A 20,526-nucleotide genomic window follows, 5' to 3' on the forward strand; every position below is an offset into this window, starting at 1 on the left:
CCTGATGGTCGGTCAGCGCCCGCGTACCGGAGCCGCGGCGCGCGCCTGGTTGGCCGCCTCGGACTCGGCGGGACCGTTCTGCCACGGCGGTGGCGCGTCGGCGAGCATCGCCTGGCGCAGCCAGGTCAGCGCCCTGGACAGCAGCCGGGACACGTGCATCTGGGAGATGCCGAAGCGGGCCGCGATCTCGGCCTGGGTCTGGTTGCCGTAGAACCGCATGGCCAGGATCCGCCGCTCCCGCCAGGGCAGCCGGTGCAGCAGGCCGCTGACGGTCACCCGGTCGTCGACCGACTCCAGCGCGATGTCCGACTCGCCGACCAGGTCGCCGAACTCCGCCGAACTCTCCCCGCCGACCGGCGCGTTGAGCGACGCCGGGCTGTAGCCGGCCGCCGACTCCAGCGCGGCGAGGATCTCCGCCTCCGGCGTCTCCAGCCGTTTCGACAGCTCGGCCACGGTAGGCGCCCGAGACAGTTCACTGGTCAGTGCCGCCGTCGCCTGTCCGACCTCCAGGATCAGGTCGCGCAGCCGGCGGGGCACATGCACGCCCCAGGTGCGGTCCCGGAAATGGCGTTTGATCTCACCCACGATGGTGATTGCCGCGTACGCGGTGAAGGAACCCCGTTCCGGGTCGTACCGGTCGACGGCGTTGACCAGCCCCAGACGGGCCACCTGCTCCAGATCCTCAAGCGGTTCCCCGCGTCCCCGGTAGCGGCGGGCCAACCGGCCCGCGAACGGCAACGCGAACCGGACCAGGTCGTCGCGGGCCTCCTGGCGACGCTCCGGCGGTAGCCCTTCGATCCGCGCCGCGTACGCCAGCGCCGCGGCGTCGAGGTCCTCCAACCCCCGATCGGTGGGTGGTGGTGTGGTTGTGGTGGTCTGTCCGAACATCCGCGCCTCCCTCGGGAAGGACCCCGCCCGGATTCACCGACACCGGGCACGCGCGTAGGCACGCACGGGCCTGTGACTGGGTTACGTGACTGGGATGCCAGCGGGCGACGGCGCCGCGCCACGCAAGGTGATCAGCCTGTCGCAGCCGGCGGTGTTCCCGCTCCGTAGGTACTCAATCACGGGATCGCGGGTTCGCGAGGATGTTTCGTCAGCCCGGTCTCAACAGATCAGCAGGCCGTGGCGGCCGCCGCCGTCGCGCAGCGCGGCCAGGGCCTCGCCGGTCGCCAGCGGCGCCGGGTTGGGCAGGTCGTACGGCTGGGCGCGGAGCACCTCGGTGGCCCTGCGGGTGGGCACCGAGGTGACCGGGTAGCCGCGCGCCGAGGTGCGGTCAAGGGCCCGCCGCCGCCGGCCGAAACCGGCGACCGCCAGCCACTGCGGCAACCCGGCCAGCGCCGGTGAGCGTACGCCGGGTGGCTCCGGCAGCACGTCGATCGAGGTGAACGACTCACTTCCGGCCAGCCACCACTCCACCTGCTCGACGCTGCGCCGGGTGGCGTTCTCGCACCAGTACGGCACCAGCCCGGCCCGGAGCACCTGCCAGGGGTCGAGCAGTCGCCCGCACTCGACCACCAGCCGGTCACCGGTCTTGCCGGCGGCCCGCAGCCAACGTCGGTACAGGTCCGCGGTGGCCGCGCTGAGCGCCTCCGGCGTGGGCACCAGGATCTGGTGCAACGGATGATTGTGCCGAGCGGTCCAGTCGCGTACGCCCCGGTCGAAACCGGACTCCACGCCGTGTTCGGCGGCGGCGGGCGGGGCGGAGATCTCCGGTGGTTCCCAGTGCGCGCTGTCACCGCCGGCCGAGCGCAGCACCTGCCGCAGGGCGTGGCTGTCGGGATGGAAGTCCACCGGGTTCAGGCCGCTGGCCGGGCAGCCGAGTTGGAAGCTGTGTCCGTCGGCGGCGTCGACCACCGGCCAGGTCCGGGTGTCCCGCAGCACCAGCACCGGCGCGCCGGGTGCCAGCCGGTCGGTCAGGAAGCTGCGGTACGCCGCCGGCAGCGTCCGCCAGCGGCCGGTCAGCGCCACCGTCGCCCCGGCCAGCGCACCTCGGCTGGCCGGGCAGTGCACCTGCCGTACATGTAGGTCGGGGTTGCCGGCGAGCACCCGTCCGGCGAGCGCCGCGCCGTGGTCCAGGGCGGCACGGGGCCGGTCCACCGCGCCCTGCGGCCAGTGCGCGACCATCTCGAACCCGGCGGGCAGCCAGGGCATGCCCAGCGCCACCGCCAGATGCGCGACGCCGCCGTGCGGGGAACCCAGCAACACCCCGGGATACCGGCGACGCGGGTACTGGTCGACGAACCATCGGGCGACCCGCTCCGCGTCGACCTCGGCGGCCTGCCCGGCGGTGAGGGCGATCCGGCCGGCGGAGCGGATCGCCGCCGCCCGCCGCACCGGGTCGGGAGTACCGGCGAAACGGGACACCGGCCCGGCGTGTCCGAGGTCGGCGCAGTCGCTGCCGCGCATGGCGCGGGCGGTGGCCGCGACCAGGATCCGGGCAGTGCTGCCGACCGCGACGACGCGGTCGCCGGCCATGCCGGCCCCGGCCGCCGTCAGTCCCGGGCGCACCTTGCGCACCGGCCCCACCTTGCCTCGATCGCTCACCACGCGGCCCGGCTTCCCGCCACGATGCGGGTTAAACAGGGCATCTCCCCACCGGGCGGCATCAATCAGGGGATCTTGCCCCTTCCCCCCCCCGACACCGACCACCCGCCATCGCCGGTGCACCAGCACCGGCCTGCAACATCGGGGATTTTGCTGTATCGCCGTCGCTCGTCGCCTGAGGCAGCAACATCCCCGATGTTGTCGCATTTCCCGACGTGTCGGGGAATGCGAGGTCAGGTGGGGTAAGGGGCCGCGAGGGGGCATTGTGCGTCAACCTCGACCGTCGGGGCGGTGAGACGATTCCACGAGCCGCGGGTCAGCGCGTCCGTCACCACCTCCAGCACGCACGGCCGGTCGGCGTTCAGCGCCTCGTCCCAGGCCGCGCCGACCAGCTCCGGCCGGTCGACGCGCACCCCGTGCAGGCCGAGCAACCGGGCCCAGCCGGCGTAGGGGACGTCGTCGGTGACCGGCCGGGCCGGATCCAGGTGCCGGGCATGACCGGACCGGGTGTTGCACACCAGCACCACCAGGCGCGGATCGGGCCACGCCGGTCGGCGCCGGGCGATGTTGACCAGCTCGGCCAGCCCGTGCGCGCGCATCCCGTCGTCGGCGACCAGGGCGACCACCGGCTGGTCGGGGGCGGCCAGCTTCACGGCGACGGCGTACGGCAACGCACCGCCGGACAACCCGGTCGGACCCACGACGCCGCCGCCGGACAACCCGGTCGGACCCACGCCGACGTCGCCGGGTGCGCCCGGGAGGTGCGCGAGGCCGGTCATCGGCAGGGTGCCGTCGACGACCACCGTCGCGGTCGGCGGCAACCGGGTGGACAGCTCGTCGAGCACCAGCCGCGCGGCGAACCCGGTGGCCGGGGACGCGGCCCGCCTCCGGTCGTCCGCCGGCCGGTACGGCAGCACGAGGCCCACCGGGCCGCCACCGCGCGACGCGGCGCGCAGCGCCTCGTCCACCAGCTCCGGCACCCGCACCGGGTCGGCGGCGTACCGGACGCCGTGGCACACCTCGGCGAGCAGTCGCGTCGTGACACCCACCTCGTCGTCCGGGACCGGACCGGGCTCGGCGACGACGGCGAGCACCGGCAGCCCGGCGCGGCGGGCGGCGTCGAGCCCGGCGAGCAGGCCAGCGGCGGCCACTGCGCCGGCCGCCAGGCAGACGCCCGGCCCGCCGGCGAACCGGGCGTGGCCGGCGGCCATGACAGCGGCGCTGACCGCGTCGCGGGCAGGCACGAACTCCGGGTCGCCACCGGTCGCGTCGAGCGCCTCGACCAGTGCCGCGACCGCCTCCTCCGGGTGGCCGAAGACCCGCGGAATCCGCCAGGCCAGCAGCCGGCCGACCACCGCGTCAGCGACGCTCGGGTCAGGCACCGCCCCGTCCCGGGGTGACCTGGTCGACGTAGCGCAGCACCGCGCCCACTCCGTCCACCAGCTCCGGTGCCTCGTCCGGTCCGAGCACGGTCAGCTCGGCGTCGGTGCCCACCAGAGCACGCACCAGCGCCGCGTCGGCCCGGACCCGCTCCGGTTCGGCGACCGTGGCCAGCTGATCCGGCTCGGTGGCGATGTCGGTGGCCGCCGGGCCGATCCAGAGCTGGCCGTCGGCCGACGGGTCGTCGACGATCAGCATCGTGTCGACCTGGTTGCGCTGCAACGCGGCCACCACGGCGTCGAGTCCGGCGCCGACGTCCTCCTGCGTGCCGAAGCGGTCCAGCGCCGCGTTCACCCGCTGGTCGGCCACCTCGGCGATGGTCTGCACGGTCAGGTCGTCCAGCAGGGTCTGGTCGGCGCCGCCGGCCCGCGAACCGGCGTCAGTGCGTACCACCAGGTCCTGCCAGCGGTCCGGCATCTGGGCGGCGATCATGCCGGTGGCGCGGACGTCGCCGGCCACCACCACCACCTCGGCGCCCACCCGCTCGGCCAGCTCGACGGTCGCGGCGGTGACGTCACCGGCGTTGTGATGCCAGGCCTCCATCGCGGCCCGCTGGTAGCGCGACTGGGACCAGCCGCCGGGCTTGACCCGGCGTAGCTGATAGCTTTCCCGGCCGGCGACGTGCGCCCGCCGGGGCACTCCGCCGGCGCTTACCGACATGGCGTCGGCACCGGTGCGGTCGGCCAGCACCCGCACCCACGCCACCTGCTCGCCGCGCTGCGCCAGCAGCGGCATCACATGCGGCAGCGGGGCGTACGCGGCCAGATCCCGACGCGGCGGGGCGGACAGGTACTCGGAGAGCACCACCTGTCCCCGGGCACCGAACACCGCCAGCCCGTAGTCGCCGGGCATCGGGTCGTGTCCACGGACCACCCGGTCGATGGCGGCGATCGTCGGCTCGTCCGCCCCCTGCTCGGCCAGTTGCCGTTGCAGGCCACGCCAGCGCAGATCGAGTGCCGCGTGCGCGTCCTCGGTGTCCAGGGAGGCGTCCAGGTACACCGAGCACCACGGGCCTGGACGCTGGTACAGCGGGCGCAGGAAGGACAGCTGCATGCTCGACCCCTTTCCAGCTCGGCCCACCGCTTACCCGCGGCACGGTGCTTGTCACCTGCCGGCAACCGCGTGACCGGTTTTCATTCACGTCGTTCAACTCGGAGGATCGATACGATCTGTAGGCGTAGGCGGACTCTGGGTGGTGAAATGGACGCGACATCGTACTCCCGGCGCAGCCTGCACCCCACCGGGCGGATCCTCACCGCGCAGATCGTGCGCCTGATGGACGGCTACCCCCGGGAGGTGCGGGTGGGGCAGCCGGTGCTGGTGGTGGTGCTCGCTGCGGCCGGCGTGGCGGGCCTGCTGGCCAAGCTGGTGCGGGCCCTGCTCTCGGCCGGTTCCGGGACGGGCCGGCGCAGCTTCAAGGAGCTGAAGAAGGGCCCCGAGTACCTGGTCACCCCGGTTCGCCTGCGCGACGCCGACGGCCGGCTCTACGAGGTGGAGTTGCACGGGCACCTGCCGCAGAGTGCCCTGCATCCGGCCGACCACGTCCAGCTGACCCTGCGCGACCAGGGCGACCCCGACCTGGCACCGAAGATCGAACGGATCGTCAACCTCACCACCGGGCAGTTGCTCCGGCCACGTACGGCCACCATGTGGTCGCATCTCGGGCCCCCGCTGCTGCTTCAGGCGGTGCTGGGCGTGCTGGTCCTCACCACGGTGGCCGCCTGCACGGCGGTGACCTGAGGCGGCCGTGCGACCGTCCGGCAACGCCGACGGCGCGGGTCGACCGCGGGGTGCGGGGGGTCCGGGCCGGCTCGCTCTCAGCCGACCGGGGCGGGCTCCGGGGCCGGCTCGGTGACGTCGAGCATCCCCCGCCGCCGCGCCCAACGCTCGAAGACCACGGTGGCGAACGGCGGCACCGCGCAGGCCAGCGCCACGAACGTGGCCAGCAGGCTCCACCGGTGTACCCGGGCCACCGCCAGCACCAGCACCCCGTAGGCGACGAAGAGCGCGCCGTGGATCGGACCGAAGACCTGCACCCCCAGCTCGTTGCCGGGCGGGCCGTACTTGACCACCATCCCGGCCAGCAGGCCAGCCCAGGAGATCGCCTCCGCGATCGCCGCCATCACGAACAGTCGGGTCACCTTGTCACGCACGACGGCCATGCTACGGACCACCCGACCGGTCCCGACTTCCGCAGGTGGCATGGACGTGCGACGTTCGGGGTACCAGCGGTGACAGGGTGGTGACCTATGGGCGAGGAAGTCGGCGTACAGACCTTCAGCCGCCAGGATCGGGCTCGCTACCGGGACAAGGTGCGCCGCTGTCTCGACGTCTTCGCCGAGATGCTGCGCGAGTCCCGGTTCGACGTCGACCGGCCGATGACCGGGTTGGAGATCGAACTCAACCTGGTCGACGCCGAGTCGATGCCGGCGATGCGCAACGCCGACGTGTTGCGGGCCGTGGCCGACCCGAGCTTCCAGACCGAACTCGGCCAGTTCAACGTCGAGATCAACGTCGCGCCGCGGCGGCTGGCCGGCACCGGCACCGCCGAGTTCGAGGAGCACGTACGCGCCGCCCTGAACTCGGCCGATCAGCGGGCCCGCACGGTCGGCGCGCAGCTGGCCATGATCGGCATTCTGCCGACCGTGCTGCCGGAGCACCTGACCGCTGCCACCCTGTCGGCCAATCCCCGTTACGCGCTGCTCAACGAGCAGATCTTCGCGGCCCGGGGTGAGGATCTGCGGATCGCCATCAACGGGGTGGAACGGCTTGCGGTCACCGCCGACACGATCACGCCGGAGGCGGCGTGCACCAGCACCCAGTTCCACCTTCAGATCGGTCCCGGCCAGTTCGCCGACTACTGGAACGCCGCCCAGGCCATCGCCGGGATCCAGGTGGCGCTCGGCGCGAACTCGCCGCTGTTCTTCGGCCGTGAACTGTGGCGCGAGACCCGGATCCCACTGTTCCAGCAGGCCACCGACACCCGCCCCGAGGAGATCAAGACCCAGGGCGTACGCCCCCGGGTCTGGTTCGGTGAACGCTGGATCACCTCCGTGTTCGACCTTTTCGAGGAGAACGTGCGCTTCTTCCCGGCGCTGCTTCCGGTCTGCGATCCGGAGGACCCGTCCGAGACACTCGCCGCCGGAGGCGTACCGACACTGGCCGAGTTGCGGCTGCACAACGGCACCATCTACCGGTGGAACCGGCCGATCTACGACGTGCTGCGGGGCCGGCCGCACCTGCGGGTGGAGAACCGGGTCCTGCCGGCCGGACCGACCGTGCTGGACACCATCGCCAACGGGGCGTTCTACTTCGGACTGGTCCGGGCGCTCGCCGAGGCCGACCGGCCGCTGTGGTCGCAGATGTCGTTCAGCGCGGCCGAGGAGAACTTCAACACCTGCGCCCGGCACGGCATCGACGCCCACGTCTTCTGGCCCGGGCTGGGCTATCTGCCGGTCGCCGAGTTGGTGCTGCGTCGCCTGCTGCCCCTGGCCCACCACGGTCTGGACCGCTGGGGTGTCGAGCCGGACGAGCGGGACCGGTTGCTCGGCATCATCGAGCAACGCTGCCTCACCGGCCGCAACGGCGCCACCTGGCAGGTGGCGACGCTGCACCGGCTGGAGTCGACCGACCAGTTGGACCGCCCGGACGCGCTGCGTCAGGTGGTCCGGCACTACGTGGAGCTGATGCACAGCAACCGGCCGGTCCACGAGTGGCCGATCCCCTGACCACCTCCCGACACAACGCGTGACGGGTCCGTCACGCCCACTACCGTGGGTGGGTTTCGTCCGCCGGGTGGAGAGGACCCCGCCGATGTCGCGGTCACCACGTCACGCCATTCCCCTCACCGTCGCCCTGCTCATCGTCAGCCTCCCGCTGCCCGCCACGGCCAGTCCCGGGCTCGCCCAGTCCGCCGCCGCTCCGCGCGCCACCGCCGCCGCGCCGTCCACGTCCACGTCCACGTTCGTCGTCGCGTCCCACCGGCAGGCAGCCGGTCGCAGCACTGCCGCCACCACCCCCGGCGAGGTGCGGACCAGTTTGCGCGACAGGGCCACCGGGGCCGCCGTGCGCGGGTGTGTGTCCCTGGTCCCCGTCGACCGCGACCGGCTCACCGTGGTGTTTCTCGGCGAGGTGCAGGACGGCCGGCACGGCGGCTGCACCGGAGTCGACGGTGGCGACGTGCTCGCCAGCAACGTGCCACCCGGCCGCTATCACCTGCTCGCCGAGCCCTACGACAACGCGCAGCACGGCATGCAGTGGGTCGGTCGGTACGGCGGCACCGGCCAGCGGGAGCGCGGCGTGACCATCCACGTGCGTCCGGGCCGGACGGTCACCGCCCCGACGGTCCACTTCGATCCGCCGGGCACGGTCACCGGTCGGGTCACCCGCGCGGCGGACGGCACCCCGGTCTACTTCGGATACGTCCTGCCCCTGCCGGTGGTCCCGCATCCCAAGTACAGCGACTACGGCGTCATCACCGACGACGACGGCCGGTACACGCTCACCGGACTCGGACCGTACCGCTGGCCGTTGTACTACACCGGTTACGGACTGGCCAGCCAGTGGTCCGGCGGGGTGGCCGAGCGCAGGAAGGCCGACACCGTACGGGTCCGGTCCGGCACGACAGTCACCAGCAACCAGAAGCTCGTCGCGGGCACCGTGGTCAGCGGCACCATCGCCGTCGACGAGATGCCGAACTACTCCCAGGTGATCGCCTTCCACGCGCGTACCGGCGACGTGACGGGGGTGGTCGATGTCGGTGCCGACTACACGCTGCGGCTGCTGCCGGGGCAGCGGGTGCTGCTGCGGTGCGACTGCGCCCACGTGCCCAGCCGCTGGTTCCCCAACGCCGAGCAGGTGTCCGAGGCGCAACCCCTGCGGATCAGGCATACCCCGGTCACCGCCAACTTCGACCTGACCGGGCCCGCCACGGTCCCGACCCCCTGACGGTCGCCCGGTCCCGGCCAGCGAGCCGTCCGGCGGCGCGGCCGGAACCGGGCCTCATACGAACCCGAGCCAGCGACCGGAACCGGCCACCAGGACGACCGTCACGGTCACCTGGTGGCCGGTACACGCCCAAGGGGCCGACTCAGCTCAGCGCCTCGAGGGTGAGCTCGGCGGCCCGGGCGAGCAGGGCGTCGTCGCGCTCGGCGTCGGGCTCAGCCCGGTCGGAGAGCACGGCCAGCACGATCGGTGCCCGGTCCGGCGGCCAGATGACCGCGATGTCGTTGCGGGTGCCGTGGTCGGCCGAGCCGGTCTTGTCACCCACCGCCCAACCGTCCGGCACCCCGGCCCGGATCGTCTTGTCGCCGGTGGTGTTGCGCTTGAGCCAGTCGACCAGCACGGCCCGGTCCTCCGGGTAGAGGACGTCGTCGACCGCGTACGCCCGCAAGGTGGTGGCCAGGGCGCGGGGCGTGCTGGTGTCACGGCGCTCGCCCGGGACGTACGCGTTCAGTTCGGTCTCCCACCGCACCGGGTCGGTGACCTCGTCGCCGAGGTCGCGCAACGCCTGCTTGAAGCCAGCGGGGCCGCCGAGCTGCTTGAGCAGCAGGTTCCCGGCGGTGTTGTCGCTGTAGCGCACCGCGGCGTCGGCGACCGCGCGCAGCGACAGGCCGGTGTCGACGTGCCGCTCGGTGATCGGGGAGTAGGTGACCAGGTCGTCGCGGGAGTAGGTGACGACCTGGTCGAGTTCGTCGGTCGAGGTCGCGGCGAGCACCGCACCGGCGGCGAGCGCCTTGAAGGTCGAGGCGTACGCGAAGCGCTCGTCGGCCCGGTGCGTGACGGTGCTGCCGCTGCCGGTGTCGATCGCGTACACGCCGAGCCGGGCGTCGAACTCCCGCTCCAGCGGGGCGAAGTCGACGGCGACCGGCGCAGCGGACGCCGTCGAGGTGGACACCGTCGGCGCCGGCGCGGTCGGGCTGCCCGGTGAGCAACCGGCGAGCAGGCCGAGCGTCAGGGCGGCGGCGAGCGCGACGGCACGGGTGCGGCGGTTGGTACTGGTCACGGCTGGGTCCTTCCCTCGATCAACCGGTCTACCGGACGTCGTCCGGGCGGCCGGCACCCAGATTCGCAGCGCCGCCTCATGCTGTCGAAGACACCGGCGAGGGTACCGATGCCGAATCGGCATAGAATTCCGGCGTGGATCTCGTGGCGGCCTGCCAGGCGTTCGTGTCGGTCGGCACCCACGGCAGCTTCACCGTCGGCGCCGCCGTCGCCCGCATCCCCCAGTCGGTGGCGAGCCGACGGGTGGCCGCGCTGGAGCGGCACCTCGGTGGGCGGCTGTTCGAGCGCACCTCGCGCAGCGTCACGCTCACCCCGTTCGGGCGGGACATGCTCGCCTCGGCCCGACGGATCGTCGACTTGGCGGAGGCGATGCAGCACGACGCCGAACGAGCCCGGTTGCGCCCGTTCCGGCTGGCCGTGCCGGCGGTCTGCGCACCCCGGTCGCTGGCCCGGCTGGTGGTCGAGGCCCGCCGGCACGACCTGCACCTGGAGCTGCGCCGGGGCGAGCCGGCGGAACGGGCCCGGCTGCGGCAGGGGCACGAGGTGCGGGCCGCGCTTGTCTGCGTACCGCCGGACGAGGCCGCGTGGCGGGTGCCGCTCGGTCTCGCGGGCGGCACCGACCCGGATGTCGAGGTAGTGCGGCTGGAGACGTTGCGTGCCCCACGCGCGGACCGCCGGTCCCGTCGGCGTCGGGTCTGGATCTCGCCGGAGGACGACGTGCCGCACGTCCGTGACCCGCTGACCCGACTGCGCGACGCCGTCGGGTTGCAGCCGACCCAGGTGGCGGTCGCGGCGTCCATGGTCGACGCCGCCGCCGAGGCGCTCGCCGGCACCGATCTGGTGCTCTGCTCCCCCGCCGAGGCGCACGAACTCGGACTGCACTGGCGGCCCCTCGGCGAGCTCCGGCCGGTCCGCGGCTACCAGGTGACGGCCGGTGTCCGGGAGGACGCCGAGCGGCTGCGCGACGCGTTGGGTGCCGCCGTGGCCCGGTGTCTCGGCGTGACGGAGGCGGCGTGACCGTCGGCCGACTGCTCCGCACCGCCCGGGAGACGCTGCGCGACGCCGGGCTGCGCGGCTGTCTTCTGGTCCGCGACCTCGACTCCGGCGACGAGTTGGGTCTGGACGACGACGCGGTGCTGCCCGTCGCATCGTTGGTGAAGGTGCCGCTGGCGGTGGCCACCGTGGACCGGATCGTCCGCGGTGAACTCGACGGTGCCAGCGCGGTCACGGTGGCGCCGGGCCGGGTGCGCACGCCCGGTCCCACCGGGTTGAGCCGGTTCCGGCACCCGGCCACCGTGGCGGTCGACGACCTGCTCTACCTCAGCGTCGCGATCAGCGACGAGGTGGCCTCGGACGCACTGTTCGCGTTGACTCCGCCGACGGCGGTCGCCGACGCGCTGCGCCGCTTCGGCGTCGACGGGATCAGCATCCGGCACCACACCCGGGACCTCACCGACACTCCGGCCGAGCGGCTCGCGCCGGAGGTGCACCTCGCGCACTCCCTCGCTGCGTCCGCGGCCACCGCCGGTCAGGGTCATCCCGTCGCCCAGTTGGACGTGGGTCGGGCCAACTCCGGCTCGGCCCGGGCCTTCGTCGAGCTGCTGCACGCGCTGTGGCGTCCGTCGCGGATCCCGACCGCGGTGGCCGCCCGGGTACGCGAGTTGATGGGTGACAACCTGCTGCGTCAGCGGCTCGCCCCGGACTTCAGCTCCGACGCCTCCCGCTGGTCGTCGAAGACCGGCACGCTGCTCAACCTGCGGCACGAGGTCGGCGTGGTGGAACACGCCGACGGGCAGGCGTACGCCGTGGCCGCGCTGAGCGAGTCGACGGTGCCCGCGGCCGTGCAGCCGCAGGCCGAGGCGGCGCTGGCGCAGGTGGCTCGGGACCTGCACGACGCACTGCGCGCCGCCCGACGCTGACCCGGTGAGCAATCGTGACCACCCGGCGACCACCCGACTTGAGATGTAAAACTTTCTAGACATGATGTCAAAGACGCCTTACTCTCATGATGTCAAGGATTCTTTACATCGGGAGTCGTCATGACGCACCAGGAGAAGCGGGCCTGGATCATGCTGGTGGTCAGCGTGGTCGGCTACGCCGTCTACGTGGCCGTGGTCCTCAGTCGGGTCGACGAGGGGCGACTGACCACGACGCCGTACGCCGGCGCTCTGCTCTGGACGGTCGGCGGCGCGATCGCCGCCAGCATGCTCCTCGAGATCGGGATCGGCGTGGTGAACCCACGCGCCTCGCGGGTCAGCGACGTACGCGACCGGGAGATCGGGCGGTTGGGCGACCACGTCGGGCAGGCGTTCGTGGTGATCGGGGCGGTGTCGGCGATGCTGATGGCGCTGGCGCAGTGGCACTGGTTCTGGATCGCCAACGTGATCTACCTCTGCTTCGTGCTGTCGGCGGTGGTCGGCTCGCTGGCGAAGGTGATCGTCTACCGCAGGGGCGTGCCGCAGTGGTGAAGCCGACCCGCGTCACAAACAACATCCGGGCACTGCGGTTCGCCCGCGACGAGATGACCCAGGCCGAGCTGGCCGAACGACTCGGCGTGACCCGGCAGACCGTCATCGCCATCGAGCAGGGCCGCTACTCCCCCTCGCTGGAGATGGCCTTCCGGATCGCCAACGTTCTCGGCGTCCGGCTCGACGACGTGTTCCAGTACCCCGAGGAGGCATCGTGAAAGCCATCGTGCACGACCGCTACGGTCCGCCGTCCGCGCTCCGACTCCGCGACATCGACCGCCCCGGCATCGGCGACCGGGAGGTGCTGGTGCGGGTACACGCCGCCGGTGTCGACCCGGGAGTGTTGATCTTCCTGGCCGGGCGGCCCTACCTGGTACGACTCGCCTCCGGGCTGCGCCGACCCCGGGTGCCGGTACTCGGCCGCGACGTGGCCGGTGTGGTGGCCGAGGTCGGCACCCGGGTGACCCGCTTCCGGCCCGGCGACGAGGTGTACGGCACCTGCCTGCGCGGGTCGTACGCCGAGTTCGCGGCCACCCACGAGCGGCGGTTGGCCGACAAGCCGACCAACCTGACCTTCGCCCAGGCCGCCGCCGTACCCGTCTCCGGGATGACCGCGCTGCGCGCGGTCCGCGACACCGGCCAGGTGCGGCCAGGTCACCGCGTGCTGGTCATCGGCGCCTCCGGCGGCGTCGGTCACCAGGCCGTGCAGATCGCCAAGGCGTACGGGGCGACGGTCACCGGCGTCTGCGGCCCCACGAAAACCGATTTCGTCCGCTCCCTCGGCGCCGACGACGTGCTCGACCACACCCGCGAGGAGATCGACCGGGACGGCCCGGTCTACGACGTGGTCATCGACACCGGCGGCAACCGTCCGCTGGCGCTGCTGCGACGCGCGCTCACCCCACGCGGAACACTGGCCCTGGTCGGCGGGGACTGGACCCGGGGGCCGCTGCTCGGCGGCTACGGCCGGCAGATGTTCGGGGCGCCGCTGCTGTCGACGGTCGTCGGTCACCGGCTGCGCTCCGTCAGCGCTGGCGAGCGCACCGAGGACCTCGACCGGTTGCGTGACCTCGTCGAATCCGGCGCGCTCACTCCGCAGATCGACCGCAGCTTCCCGCTCGCCGAGACGGCGGACGCGCTGCGCCACTTCACCGACCGGCACCCGGCCGGCAAGGTGGTGGTCACCGTTTCCGACCCGGCCACATAGCCGGTCACAGTCGCCGCGCCGGAGCGTTACCGGAAGAGCGTGGCGCGCCCGGCCCGGCTGCCCACCAGGCGACCCCGGATATCCAGGTCGTTGACCGCGTCCGTGTCACCGAGCCCATGGGCGGTCAGGTCGACGGCGTGCCCGGCCCACCACAGGACGGGTCGTCGGGCACCGGCGGCGGTGTCGGCGCTGCCGAAGACCACCCCCAGGTCGTTCACGGCGGTCGCCCGACTCGTCGCGCCGCCCAGCGTGCCCAGGTCGGTCAGCATCCCGGCGCGCCAGCGGAAGGCCCGGCCGCCGTCCACGCCGACCACATGGCCGAGGTTGTTGATCGCCGTCGCCTGGTCCCCGACGGGGGTGACGACGCCGTCCCGCAGCCGGCCTGCCGACCACGTCGCCACGCTCGTTGACGTCGACGGCGCTGGACTCCACGTGCCCCGGCAGCACGCCGAGGTCGGTCATCACCCCGTTGCGCCAGACGAACGCGGGCCGGGAGCCGTCGGCCGTCAGGCTCCAGCCGACGACCGTGCCCCGGTCGTTCGTCGCGGTGGCGGCGCTGGCGGCACCGCCGAGGGTGCCCAGGTCGACGGCGCGGTAGGCGTACGCGGCCGGGGCGGCGGAGGCGGCGGCGGGCAGGACGGTCAGCGCGGACGCGACGAGCACGGACGCGGCCACGGCGGCGGACAGGCGGGTGGGATACCTCAACGGGTCCTCCTCGGGAGCGATGACGGACCGACGCCACCTTCGATCTCATGAACGTTGCGCGATCAGTCGATTACGCAAAGTAGATCGAACATCCGAGAAGGTCACCTCGGTCGATCGGTCATCGAACGGTGGCCGCGCGCTGCCCGCCACCGTTCAAGTGGCCCCAAGACCCCAGGTGCCGTCGACGGCGGACGACCGTCGACGGCGGGCGGCTAGCCGGGCCGGAGTCGGTCGGTCAGTCGACGCCGAACTCCATTGCGGCACGGTCGAGGGCCTCGTCCTCCGCCGACGGGACGCCCCGGGAGGCGATGGCCTCCGCGCCGCCCTCCGGCATCGCGCCGATCAGCCCGGTCGAGGCCGCCTGGGCCGCACCGACCACCCGCTGCGGAGCGCCGCCGACCATGCCCAGGTGCGCGTACTGCTCCAGCTTCGCCCGGGAGTCGGCGATGTCGAGGTTGCGCATGGTGAGCTGACCGATGCGGTCGGCCGGGCCGAAGGCGGAGTCCGTCGTACGCTCCATCGACAGCTTGTCCGGGTGGTAGCTGAAGGCCGGCCCGGTGGTGTCCAGGATCGAGTAGTCCTCGCCCCGACGCAGCCGCAGCGTCACCTCGCCGGTGACGGCGGTGCCGACCCAGCGTTGCAGCGACTCGCGCAGCATCAGCGCCTGCGGGTCCAGCCACCGGCCCTCGTACATCAGCCGGCCCAGTCGGCGACCCTCGTTGTGGTAGTTGGCCAGGGTGTCCTCGTTGTGGATGGCGTTGACCAGCCGCTCGTACGCGGCGTGCAGCAGCGCCATGCCGGGCGCCTCGTAGATGCCCCGGCTCTTGGCCTCGATGATCCGGTTCTCGATCTGGTCGGACATGCCCAGCCCGTGCCGGCCGCCGATGGCGTTGGCCTCCAACACCAGGTCGACCGCGCTGCCGAACTCCTTGCCGTTGATGGTCACCGGCCGGCCCTGGTCGAAGCCGATCGTGACGTCCTCGGTGGGGATCTCCACCGTCGGATCCCAGAACCGGACGCCCATGATCGGGTTGACCGTCTCGATGCCGGTGTCGAGGTGTTCGAGGGTCTTGGCCTCGTGGGTGGCACCCCAGATGTTCGCGTCGGTCGAGTACGCCTTCTCGGTGCTGTCCCGGTACGGCAGGCCCCGGGCCAGCAGCCACTCCGACATCTCCTTGCGGCCACCGAGGTCACTGACGAAGTCGGTGTCGAGCCACGGCTTGTAGATGCGCAGCTGCGGGTTGGCCAGCAGGCCGTAGCGGTAGAACCGCTCGATGTCGTTGCCCTTGAAGGTCGAGCCGTCGCCCCAGATCTGCACGTCGTCGGAGATCATCGCCCGCACCAGCAGCGTGCCGGTGACCGCGCGGCCCAGCGGCGTGGTGTTGAAGTACGCCCGCCCGCCCGTGCGGATGTGGAAGGCACCGCAGGTCAGCGCGGCCAGCCCCTCCTCCACCAGGGCCGCCCGGCAGTCGACAAGTCGGGCCACCTCGGCGCCGTAACTGAGCGCCCGGTCTGGCACCGAGGCGATGTCGGGCTCGTCGTACTGGCCGATGTCGGCGGTGTAGGCGCACGGGATGGCGCCCTTGTCGCGCATCCACGCGACCGCGACGGAGGTGTCGAGGCCGCCGGAGAAGGCGATGCCGACACGTTCACCGGTGGGCAGGGAGGTCAGGACCTTGGACACGAGGAAAAGTATGCACTACGACGCATGGTCATGCAAACGCATCCTCGGGATTTTCCGACGACATCAACCCGTACGCGCCGACCTGGGCGACATCACCGTGGGGCACGCCCACCTACAGCGACCACCGGGCCGCGCATCGCAGCCCGATGCACCTCGAAGCGGGCAAGAGAACGAACACACCTTCGGCCTTGCCGACTAATTGGCCCCGACATCGGTCCATCCACCATCATCGGAATTCACCCTCCGTGATGATGAGGAGCGTTTCCGTGACAAGAACCGATCGGCGCACAAGTCATCCCACCGCCGCTGACGAGATCCGGCTGCCGTCCGAGCCCCGCGCCACCTCCCTGTTCGTCCCCGGGCAGACCCCAGGCCGACGCTGGCTGATCATCCTGCTCAGCGTGCTGGGAGGCTTCCTGCTCACCGTCGTCTGGTCGGCGGAGTTCGTCGACCAGACCATCGGCGACAACATCGCCAACACCATGCTGGGCCACGACGCCAAGGAGACTCCGCTGAGCGGGGTCGTCGCGGGCGTGATCTTCGCGTTCGTCTCCGGCGTCGCTGGCACCTTCACCGCCTGCAACGTCGCCGCCTTCGGCGCGCTCGCCCCCTTGGCCGGCACCTCCGGCGGCCGGCTGACCCGTTTCCTGGCACCGCTGCGCCCCCTGGGTTGGATGGCCGTCGGCATGATCGCCGTCTCCGCCGCGTACGGCGCGGTCGTCGGGCTTGTCGGAACGTCGATGCCCCAGTTCTCCACCGTCCCCAACACGCCCGGATCGCTGTCGCCGCGCAGCATCCAGTCCATGGTGGTCTTCGGCCTCATCGGGCTGATCATGATCTACCTGGGACTGGCCGCGCTGCGGGTGCTGCCGGATCCGTTCGCCCGGATCTCCCGCCGGTATCCCCACGCTCCCCTGGTCTTCATGGGCGCGCTCATCGCCGGCTTCCTGATCGGACGGCCCTTCGCCCTGTTCCGCCAGATGTTCCGTGACGCCGCGGAGAGCGGGAACCCGCTGTACGGCGCCGCGGCGTTCACTCTCCAGTCGATCGGCAACATCGTCATCATCGCGGTGCTCTTCCTCCTGATGGCCTGGTTCGCCGGCAGCAGGCTCCAGAGCTGGTTCGCCGCCCGCCCGTCCCGGCTGGCGGCCACCATCGCGGTGGCGTTCCTCGTCGCGGGCGCCTTCACCTTCCTCTACTGGGACGTCCGGCTGCTCGCCCGCCGCGAGATCATCCCCTGGTACCCCACCGCACCCTGGTCGTGACCGACGAGATGTCCGCGCGACTGCTCACGCGGCTCGGCGCTCCGGCCCTTGTCGAACTGACCGCGTTCGTCGCGGCAGCGAACCTCGCCGCGCGGATGAACGTCGCGCTCGGCGTCGAATCACAGGAGTTCTCCGCCGCGTGCGGCCTGCCGCCCCTGGCGCAGCCAGCCGGTGCGCACTCGCGGACCTGAACCAGACGGCGCGTACGCCGGGCCACACTCGGGACTTCCGCCCCTTCGAGTGCGGCCACCAGCGTCGTAGCGTCGAGCCGAGGGAGGCCAGACACGGGGAGGACCGACCATGGAGCAGATCAGCGACCGCCGGCTCCACCGGATGAAGCGGTGGATGTACCGGGGCGGCCGGCCCAACTGGTTGGCGCGGATCATGAACCGCGTCTCCGCCTGGCAGTTCTCGGCGGGCTTCCTCGCACCCGGCAACTGGGTCACCCTGGAGGTGACGGGTCGGCACAGTGGCCGAACGGTGTCGTTTCCGCTGGTCGCCGTCGACCACGACGGCCGGCGGTACCTGGTGTCGATGCTCGGCGAGCGGGCTAACTGGGTACGCAACGTACGGGCCGCCGCCGGGCGGGCGGTGCTGCGGCACGGTCGAAACCGACCGGTGCTGCTGGTGGAGGTGCCCGTCGCGCAACGGGCACCGATCCTGCGGCGCTACCTGGACAAGGCCCCAGGGGCGCGGCCGCACGTGCCGGTCCACCGGGGAGCGCCGCTCGCGGAGTTCGCCCGGATCGCCGCCGACCATCCGGTGTTCCAGATACTGCCCCGATCGTAGGGTCGAGGCGCCGACCGGCACACCGGCTGCGCCGCGAGGTGCTCACGCCGGAGTCGACCCCGACGGCAATCAGGTCGCCAACCGGGGACGGGCATGCGATCGTTTCCCGATGCCCCAACCGGTCCTGCGTACCGATCGTCTGCTGCTGGTGCCGCTCGCCGATCGGCACCTCGATCTGGAGGTCCACCTGGACTCCGACCCGGAGGTGCTGCGCTACCTCCACGGCCGGGCCCGCACCAGGGACGAGGTGGTCGGGTCACACGCGAACCGGATGGCCCTGGCCGAGAAGGTGGACGGCCTCGGCTACTGGATGGCGTTCGGCACCGACGGCGGGGCACGCGGCTCGATACTCCCGGCGACCGAGGACGACGGCGAGTTCGTCGGGCTGATGATGCTTCCGCCGACGCACGGCCCCGACCAGCCGGACGACCCCGCCGTCGCCGAGCTGGGTTACCGCCTCCTGCGCCGGCACTGGCGCAAGGGCCTGGCCAGCGAGGCTTCCCGGGAACTGCTGCGGCACGCGTTCGACACGGTCGGCCAGCACCGGGTGATCGCACAGACCATGGCCGTGAACACCGCCTCCCGCCGGGTCATGGAGTCCGTCGGCCTGCGTCACGTCCGCACCTTCTTCCCCACGTGGGACGATCCGCTGCCCGGAACCGAGCACGGTGAGGTCGAGTACGCGATGACCCGCGACGAGTGGCGGGCCGCCCGACCCAGGTGAGCGGCCCGACCGGAGCCCGGACAGCGAGGGGCCAGGGCACGACCCGTGCGGACGGACCGAGGGTGGTGCTCGTGGCACCCGTGAGCCGACCGCCCGAGCAGGGCGCATCCGCCCCGGCGGACCGCGTACCCGCCGACTGGAAGCGGCAGTTGCACCGCTAGTGCGGTGACGGCGGCGAGACTCGGTCGGGCCGGCCCGACGATGATGGTCGGCATGCGGGAGACCGTCGCCATCGCGCTGATCACGTCACTGTCCACGCTGACCGCCGCCGGCCTCACCGGGCTGGTCACCGCGCTCACCGTGCGTCGGCAGGTCACCGGCCAACTCACCGCCGCCCGGGAGGAGCGCGACGCGCAGCGTACGCTCCGCAGGAACCAGGCACGGCGGGACACGTACGTCGGTTTCCTGGCCGCCTGCGACCGGGCCTACCGGGCGTTGGACACCGGGTGGGTCGGACCGGAGACCGCACCCGGCGAGGACGCCCCGTACCGGATGCTGCGCGCGCTCGACGAGGCGTACAACCTGGTGTTGCTGGCCGGCCCGGGCCCGGTTGCGGAGGCCGCCGGGCTGACCGTCCGCAGCGTCAACGAGGAGTACGCCCGGCAGCGCCAGCTATCACGGGAGCAGACCGAGGAAGCCACCCCGGTGGCCGTCCAGCACCGTGCCGAGCACCTCGCCGCGCTGCGCTGCCGGACCGAGCGCCGCGACGCGTTCGTCGCTGTCGCGCGCGGGACGCTGGATCCGACCTGACCCGCCGACCGTCATGCGGTGGTTGGGGTGGGGGCGGAGTGGGCGGCGTCCCGTAGCGCGGCTACCGCCATCCGGGCGGCCGGGGTGTGCTCGACCGCGTCGTGCACCACCACGTGGATGGACCGGGTCGGCGTCGGGCGGAGCAGCCGGATGCAGGTCACGCCGTCCGGCAGGTGTGCCGCGCCGAGCGCGGGCAGCACCGTGAGGCCGATGCCGGCGGCGACGAAGGCGAGTGCCGTCCGGTAGTCGTGCGCCTCGACCCGGAAGGCCGGGCGGAAACCGGCGGCGGTGCAGGCTTCGAGGAGGTGGGCGCGGCACCAGCCCCGGGCGAAGTCGTTGTCCACCCAGCGCTCGTCGGCGAGGTCGGCCAGGTCCGTCTCCTGCCGGTCGGCGAGGCGGTGCCCGGCCGGAACCACGGCGACGTACGGGTCGTCGAGGAGGTGGTGGGCGGTGAAGCCCGAACCGGGGTCGAAGCCGGTGCCCGCCACGACCACCTGCACGTCGGCGCGCTCCTCCCGGCTGTCCGGGATGTGTTCGCGTAGTTGCAGGTCGAGCCGTACGCCGGGGAGTTCGGTGAGGATGCCCCGCACCACGTGCGGCATCCACGCCGCGCCCACCGACGCGAAGTACGCGATGGACAGGGCGCCGGTGCGGCCGGTGCGCAGGTCCGCGATGAGCGATTCGGCCGCACCGACCCTGGCCAGCACCCGATCGGCTTCGGCGGCGAGGGCGTGCCCGGCGGCCGTGGGCCGCAGCCCTCGTCCGGCTCGGGCGAGCAGGGTGAGGCCGGTCTCACGTTGCAGTGCGGTGAGGTGCTGACTGACGGCGGAGGGGGTGTAGCCGAGGTTGGTGGCGGCGGCCTGGACCGACCCGGACGCCACGACGGAACGGAAGACCCGGAGGCGGTGAACGTCAAGCACCACCCAACGATAAAGCGCGACTAA

The 20,526-nt window shown here is 72.4% G+C and carries 22 protein-coding genes and 1 pseudogene; 13 read left to right on the top strand and 10 right to left on the bottom strand.

What is annotated here, in order from left to right:
- Positions 1-12: 12 nt before the first annotated feature.
- The 4 genes from ACFY2A_RS16255 to ACFY2A_RS16270 form a co-directional block, all read right to left on the bottom strand.
- Complete coding sequence (locus ACFY2A_RS16255) at positions 13-888, bottom strand: SigB/SigF/SigG family RNA polymerase sigma factor (RefSeq protein WP_363919549.1); 876 nt, start codon at positions 886-888, stop codon at positions 13-15.
- A gap of 219 nt (positions 889-1,107) precedes the next feature.
- Positions 1,108-2,478, bottom strand: a complete 1,371-nt coding sequence (locus tag ACFY2A_RS16260; RefSeq protein ID WP_387172756.1) for a hypothetical protein — start codon at positions 2,476-2,478, stop codon at positions 1,108-1,110.
- Positions 2,479-2,780: 302 nt separating this feature from the next.
- The gene (locus ACFY2A_RS16265) at positions 2,781-3,929 is read right to left on the bottom strand and encodes a thiamine pyrophosphate-binding protein (protein WP_387172352.1); all 1,149 of its coding nucleotides are present in this window, start codon (positions 3,927-3,929) and stop codon (positions 2,781-2,783) included.
- Complete coding sequence (locus ACFY2A_RS16270) at positions 3,922-5,040, bottom strand: Vms1/Ankzf1 family peptidyl-tRNA hydrolase (RefSeq protein WP_387172353.1); 1,119 nt, start codon at positions 5,038-5,040, stop codon at positions 3,922-3,924. Before ACFY2A_RS16270 ends, ACFY2A_RS16265 begins: the two co-directional genes overlap by 8 nt.
- 147 nt (positions 5,041-5,187) lie before the next feature.
- Between ACFY2A_RS16270 and ACFY2A_RS16275 the strand changes: the two genes are divergently transcribed.
- Positions 5,188-5,727, top strand: coding sequence for a hypothetical protein (locus tag ACFY2A_RS16275; protein ID WP_363919555.1), 540 nt, complete (start codon positions 5,188-5,190; stop codon positions 5,725-5,727).
- A 77-nt stretch (positions 5,728-5,804) separates the two neighbouring features.
- Here the strand turns inward: ACFY2A_RS16275 and ACFY2A_RS16280 are convergent, their stop codons facing one another.
- Positions 5,805-6,149: a DUF3817 domain-containing protein gene (locus ACFY2A_RS16280; protein ID WP_387172355.1), complete on the bottom strand. Its 345-nt coding sequence runs from the start codon at positions 6,147-6,149 to the stop codon at positions 5,805-5,807.
- Positions 6,150-6,236: 87 nt separating this feature from the next.
- On the opposite strand from ACFY2A_RS16280, the gene ACFY2A_RS16285 reads away from it, so the two are divergent.
- Positions 6,237-7,715, top strand: a complete 1,479-nt coding sequence (locus tag ACFY2A_RS16285) for a glutamate--cysteine ligase (RefSeq protein ID WP_387172357.1) — start codon at positions 6,237-6,239, stop codon at positions 7,713-7,715.
- A gap of 85 nt (positions 7,716-7,800) precedes the next feature.
- On the top strand, positions 7,801-8,934 hold the full coding sequence (locus tag ACFY2A_RS16290) for a hypothetical protein (RefSeq protein ID WP_387172359.1): 1,134 nt from the start codon (positions 7,801-7,803) through the stop codon (positions 8,932-8,934).
- A 142-nt stretch (positions 8,935-9,076) separates the two neighbouring features.
- Here the strand turns inward: ACFY2A_RS16290 and bla are convergent, their stop codons facing one another.
- Positions 9,077-9,991: a class A beta-lactamase gene (gene bla, locus ACFY2A_RS16295; protein WP_387172361.1), complete on the bottom strand. Its 915-nt coding sequence runs from the start codon at positions 9,989-9,991 to the stop codon at positions 9,077-9,079.
- A 134-nt stretch (positions 9,992-10,125) separates the two neighbouring features.
- On the opposite strand from bla, the gene ACFY2A_RS16300 reads away from it, so the two are divergent.
- From ACFY2A_RS16300 to ACFY2A_RS16320, 5 genes are all read left to right on the top strand, one after another.
- A complete protein-coding gene (locus ACFY2A_RS16300; RefSeq protein ID WP_363919565.1) occupies positions 10,126-11,007 on the top strand; it encodes a LysR family transcriptional regulator in 882 nt (293 codons plus the stop codon).
- Positions 11,004-11,909 carry a serine hydrolase gene (locus tag ACFY2A_RS16305; protein WP_387172363.1) on the top strand — a complete coding sequence of 302 codons (906 nt, stop codon included), beginning with the start codon at positions 11,004-11,006 and terminating at the stop codon, positions 11,907-11,909. The genes ACFY2A_RS16300 and ACFY2A_RS16305 overlap by 4 nt, the downstream gene beginning before the upstream one ends.
- Before the next feature lie 120 nt (positions 11,910-12,029).
- Positions 12,030-12,458 carry a hypothetical protein gene (locus tag ACFY2A_RS16310; protein ID WP_363919569.1) on the top strand — a complete coding sequence of 143 codons (429 nt, stop codon included), beginning with the start codon at positions 12,030-12,032 and terminating at the stop codon, positions 12,456-12,458.
- Positions 12,452-12,676 carry a helix-turn-helix transcriptional regulator gene (locus ACFY2A_RS16315; RefSeq protein WP_387172365.1) on the top strand — a complete coding sequence of 75 codons (225 nt, stop codon included), beginning with the start codon at positions 12,452-12,454 and terminating at the stop codon, positions 12,674-12,676. The genes ACFY2A_RS16310 and ACFY2A_RS16315 overlap by 7 nt, the downstream gene beginning before the upstream one ends.
- Positions 12,673-13,665 (top strand): NAD(P)-dependent alcohol dehydrogenase, encoded by a 993-nt coding sequence (locus ACFY2A_RS16320; protein WP_387172367.1) that lies wholly within the window; start codon positions 12,673-12,675, stop codon positions 13,663-13,665. The genes ACFY2A_RS16315 and ACFY2A_RS16320 overlap by 4 nt, the downstream gene beginning before the upstream one ends.
- A gap of 26 nt (positions 13,666-13,691) precedes the next feature.
- Here ACFY2A_RS16320 and ACFY2A_RS16325 read toward each other — a convergent pair whose 3' ends face one another.
- The 3 genes and pseudogenes from ACFY2A_RS16325 to argG form a co-directional block, all read right to left on the bottom strand.
- On the bottom strand, positions 13,692-14,066 hold the full coding sequence (locus ACFY2A_RS16325) for a hypothetical protein (protein WP_387172369.1): 375 nt from the start codon (positions 14,064-14,066) through the stop codon (positions 13,692-13,694).
- Positions 14,067-14,115: 49 nt separating this feature from the next.
- Positions 14,116-14,340: pseudogene (locus tag ACFY2A_RS16330) on the bottom strand (hypothetical protein); the annotation flags it as partial.
- 265 nt (positions 14,341-14,605) lie between these two features.
- Positions 14,606-16,054 (bottom strand): argininosuccinate synthase, encoded by a 1,449-nt coding sequence (gene argG, locus ACFY2A_RS16335; protein WP_363919575.1) that lies wholly within the window; start codon positions 16,052-16,054, stop codon positions 14,606-14,608.
- A gap of 266 nt (positions 16,055-16,320) precedes the next feature.
- Between argG and ACFY2A_RS16340 the strand changes: the two genes are divergently transcribed.
- From ACFY2A_RS16340 to ACFY2A_RS16360, 5 genes are all read left to right on the top strand, one after another.
- Positions 16,321-17,319, top strand: coding sequence for a hypothetical protein (locus tag ACFY2A_RS16340; protein ID WP_387172371.1), 999 nt, complete (start codon positions 16,321-16,323; stop codon positions 17,317-17,319).
- Positions 17,316-17,510, top strand: a complete 195-nt coding sequence (locus ACFY2A_RS16345) for a hypothetical protein (protein WP_363919579.1) — start codon at positions 17,316-17,318, stop codon at positions 17,508-17,510. Before ACFY2A_RS16340 ends, ACFY2A_RS16345 begins: the two co-directional genes overlap by 4 nt.
- 109 nt (positions 17,511-17,619) lie before the next feature.
- Positions 17,620-18,108 (top strand): nitroreductase/quinone reductase family protein, encoded by a 489-nt coding sequence (locus ACFY2A_RS16350; RefSeq protein WP_363919581.1) that lies wholly within the window; start codon positions 17,620-17,622, stop codon positions 18,106-18,108.
- Positions 18,109-18,217: 109 nt separating this feature from the next.
- On the top strand, positions 18,218-18,832 hold the full coding sequence (locus ACFY2A_RS16355) for a GNAT family N-acetyltransferase (RefSeq protein ID WP_363919583.1): 615 nt from the start codon (positions 18,218-18,220) through the stop codon (positions 18,830-18,832).
- Between the two features lie 213 nt (positions 18,833-19,045).
- Positions 19,046-19,582, top strand: a complete 537-nt coding sequence (locus ACFY2A_RS16360) for a hypothetical protein (protein ID WP_387172375.1) — start codon at positions 19,046-19,048, stop codon at positions 19,580-19,582.
- 11 nt (positions 19,583-19,593) lie between these two features.
- Here ACFY2A_RS16360 and ACFY2A_RS16365 read toward each other — a convergent pair whose 3' ends face one another.
- Positions 19,594-20,502, bottom strand: coding sequence for a LysR family transcriptional regulator (locus ACFY2A_RS16365; RefSeq protein ID WP_363919587.1), 909 nt, complete (start codon positions 20,500-20,502; stop codon positions 19,594-19,596).
- Positions 20,503-20,526 lie beyond the last annotated feature (24 nt).

It is taken from the genome of Micromonospora sp. NPDC000442 (genome assembly GCF_042898635.1).
In the GTDB taxonomy this organism is placed as follows: domain Bacteria; phylum Actinomycetota; class Actinomycetes; order Mycobacteriales; family Micromonosporaceae; genus Micromonospora.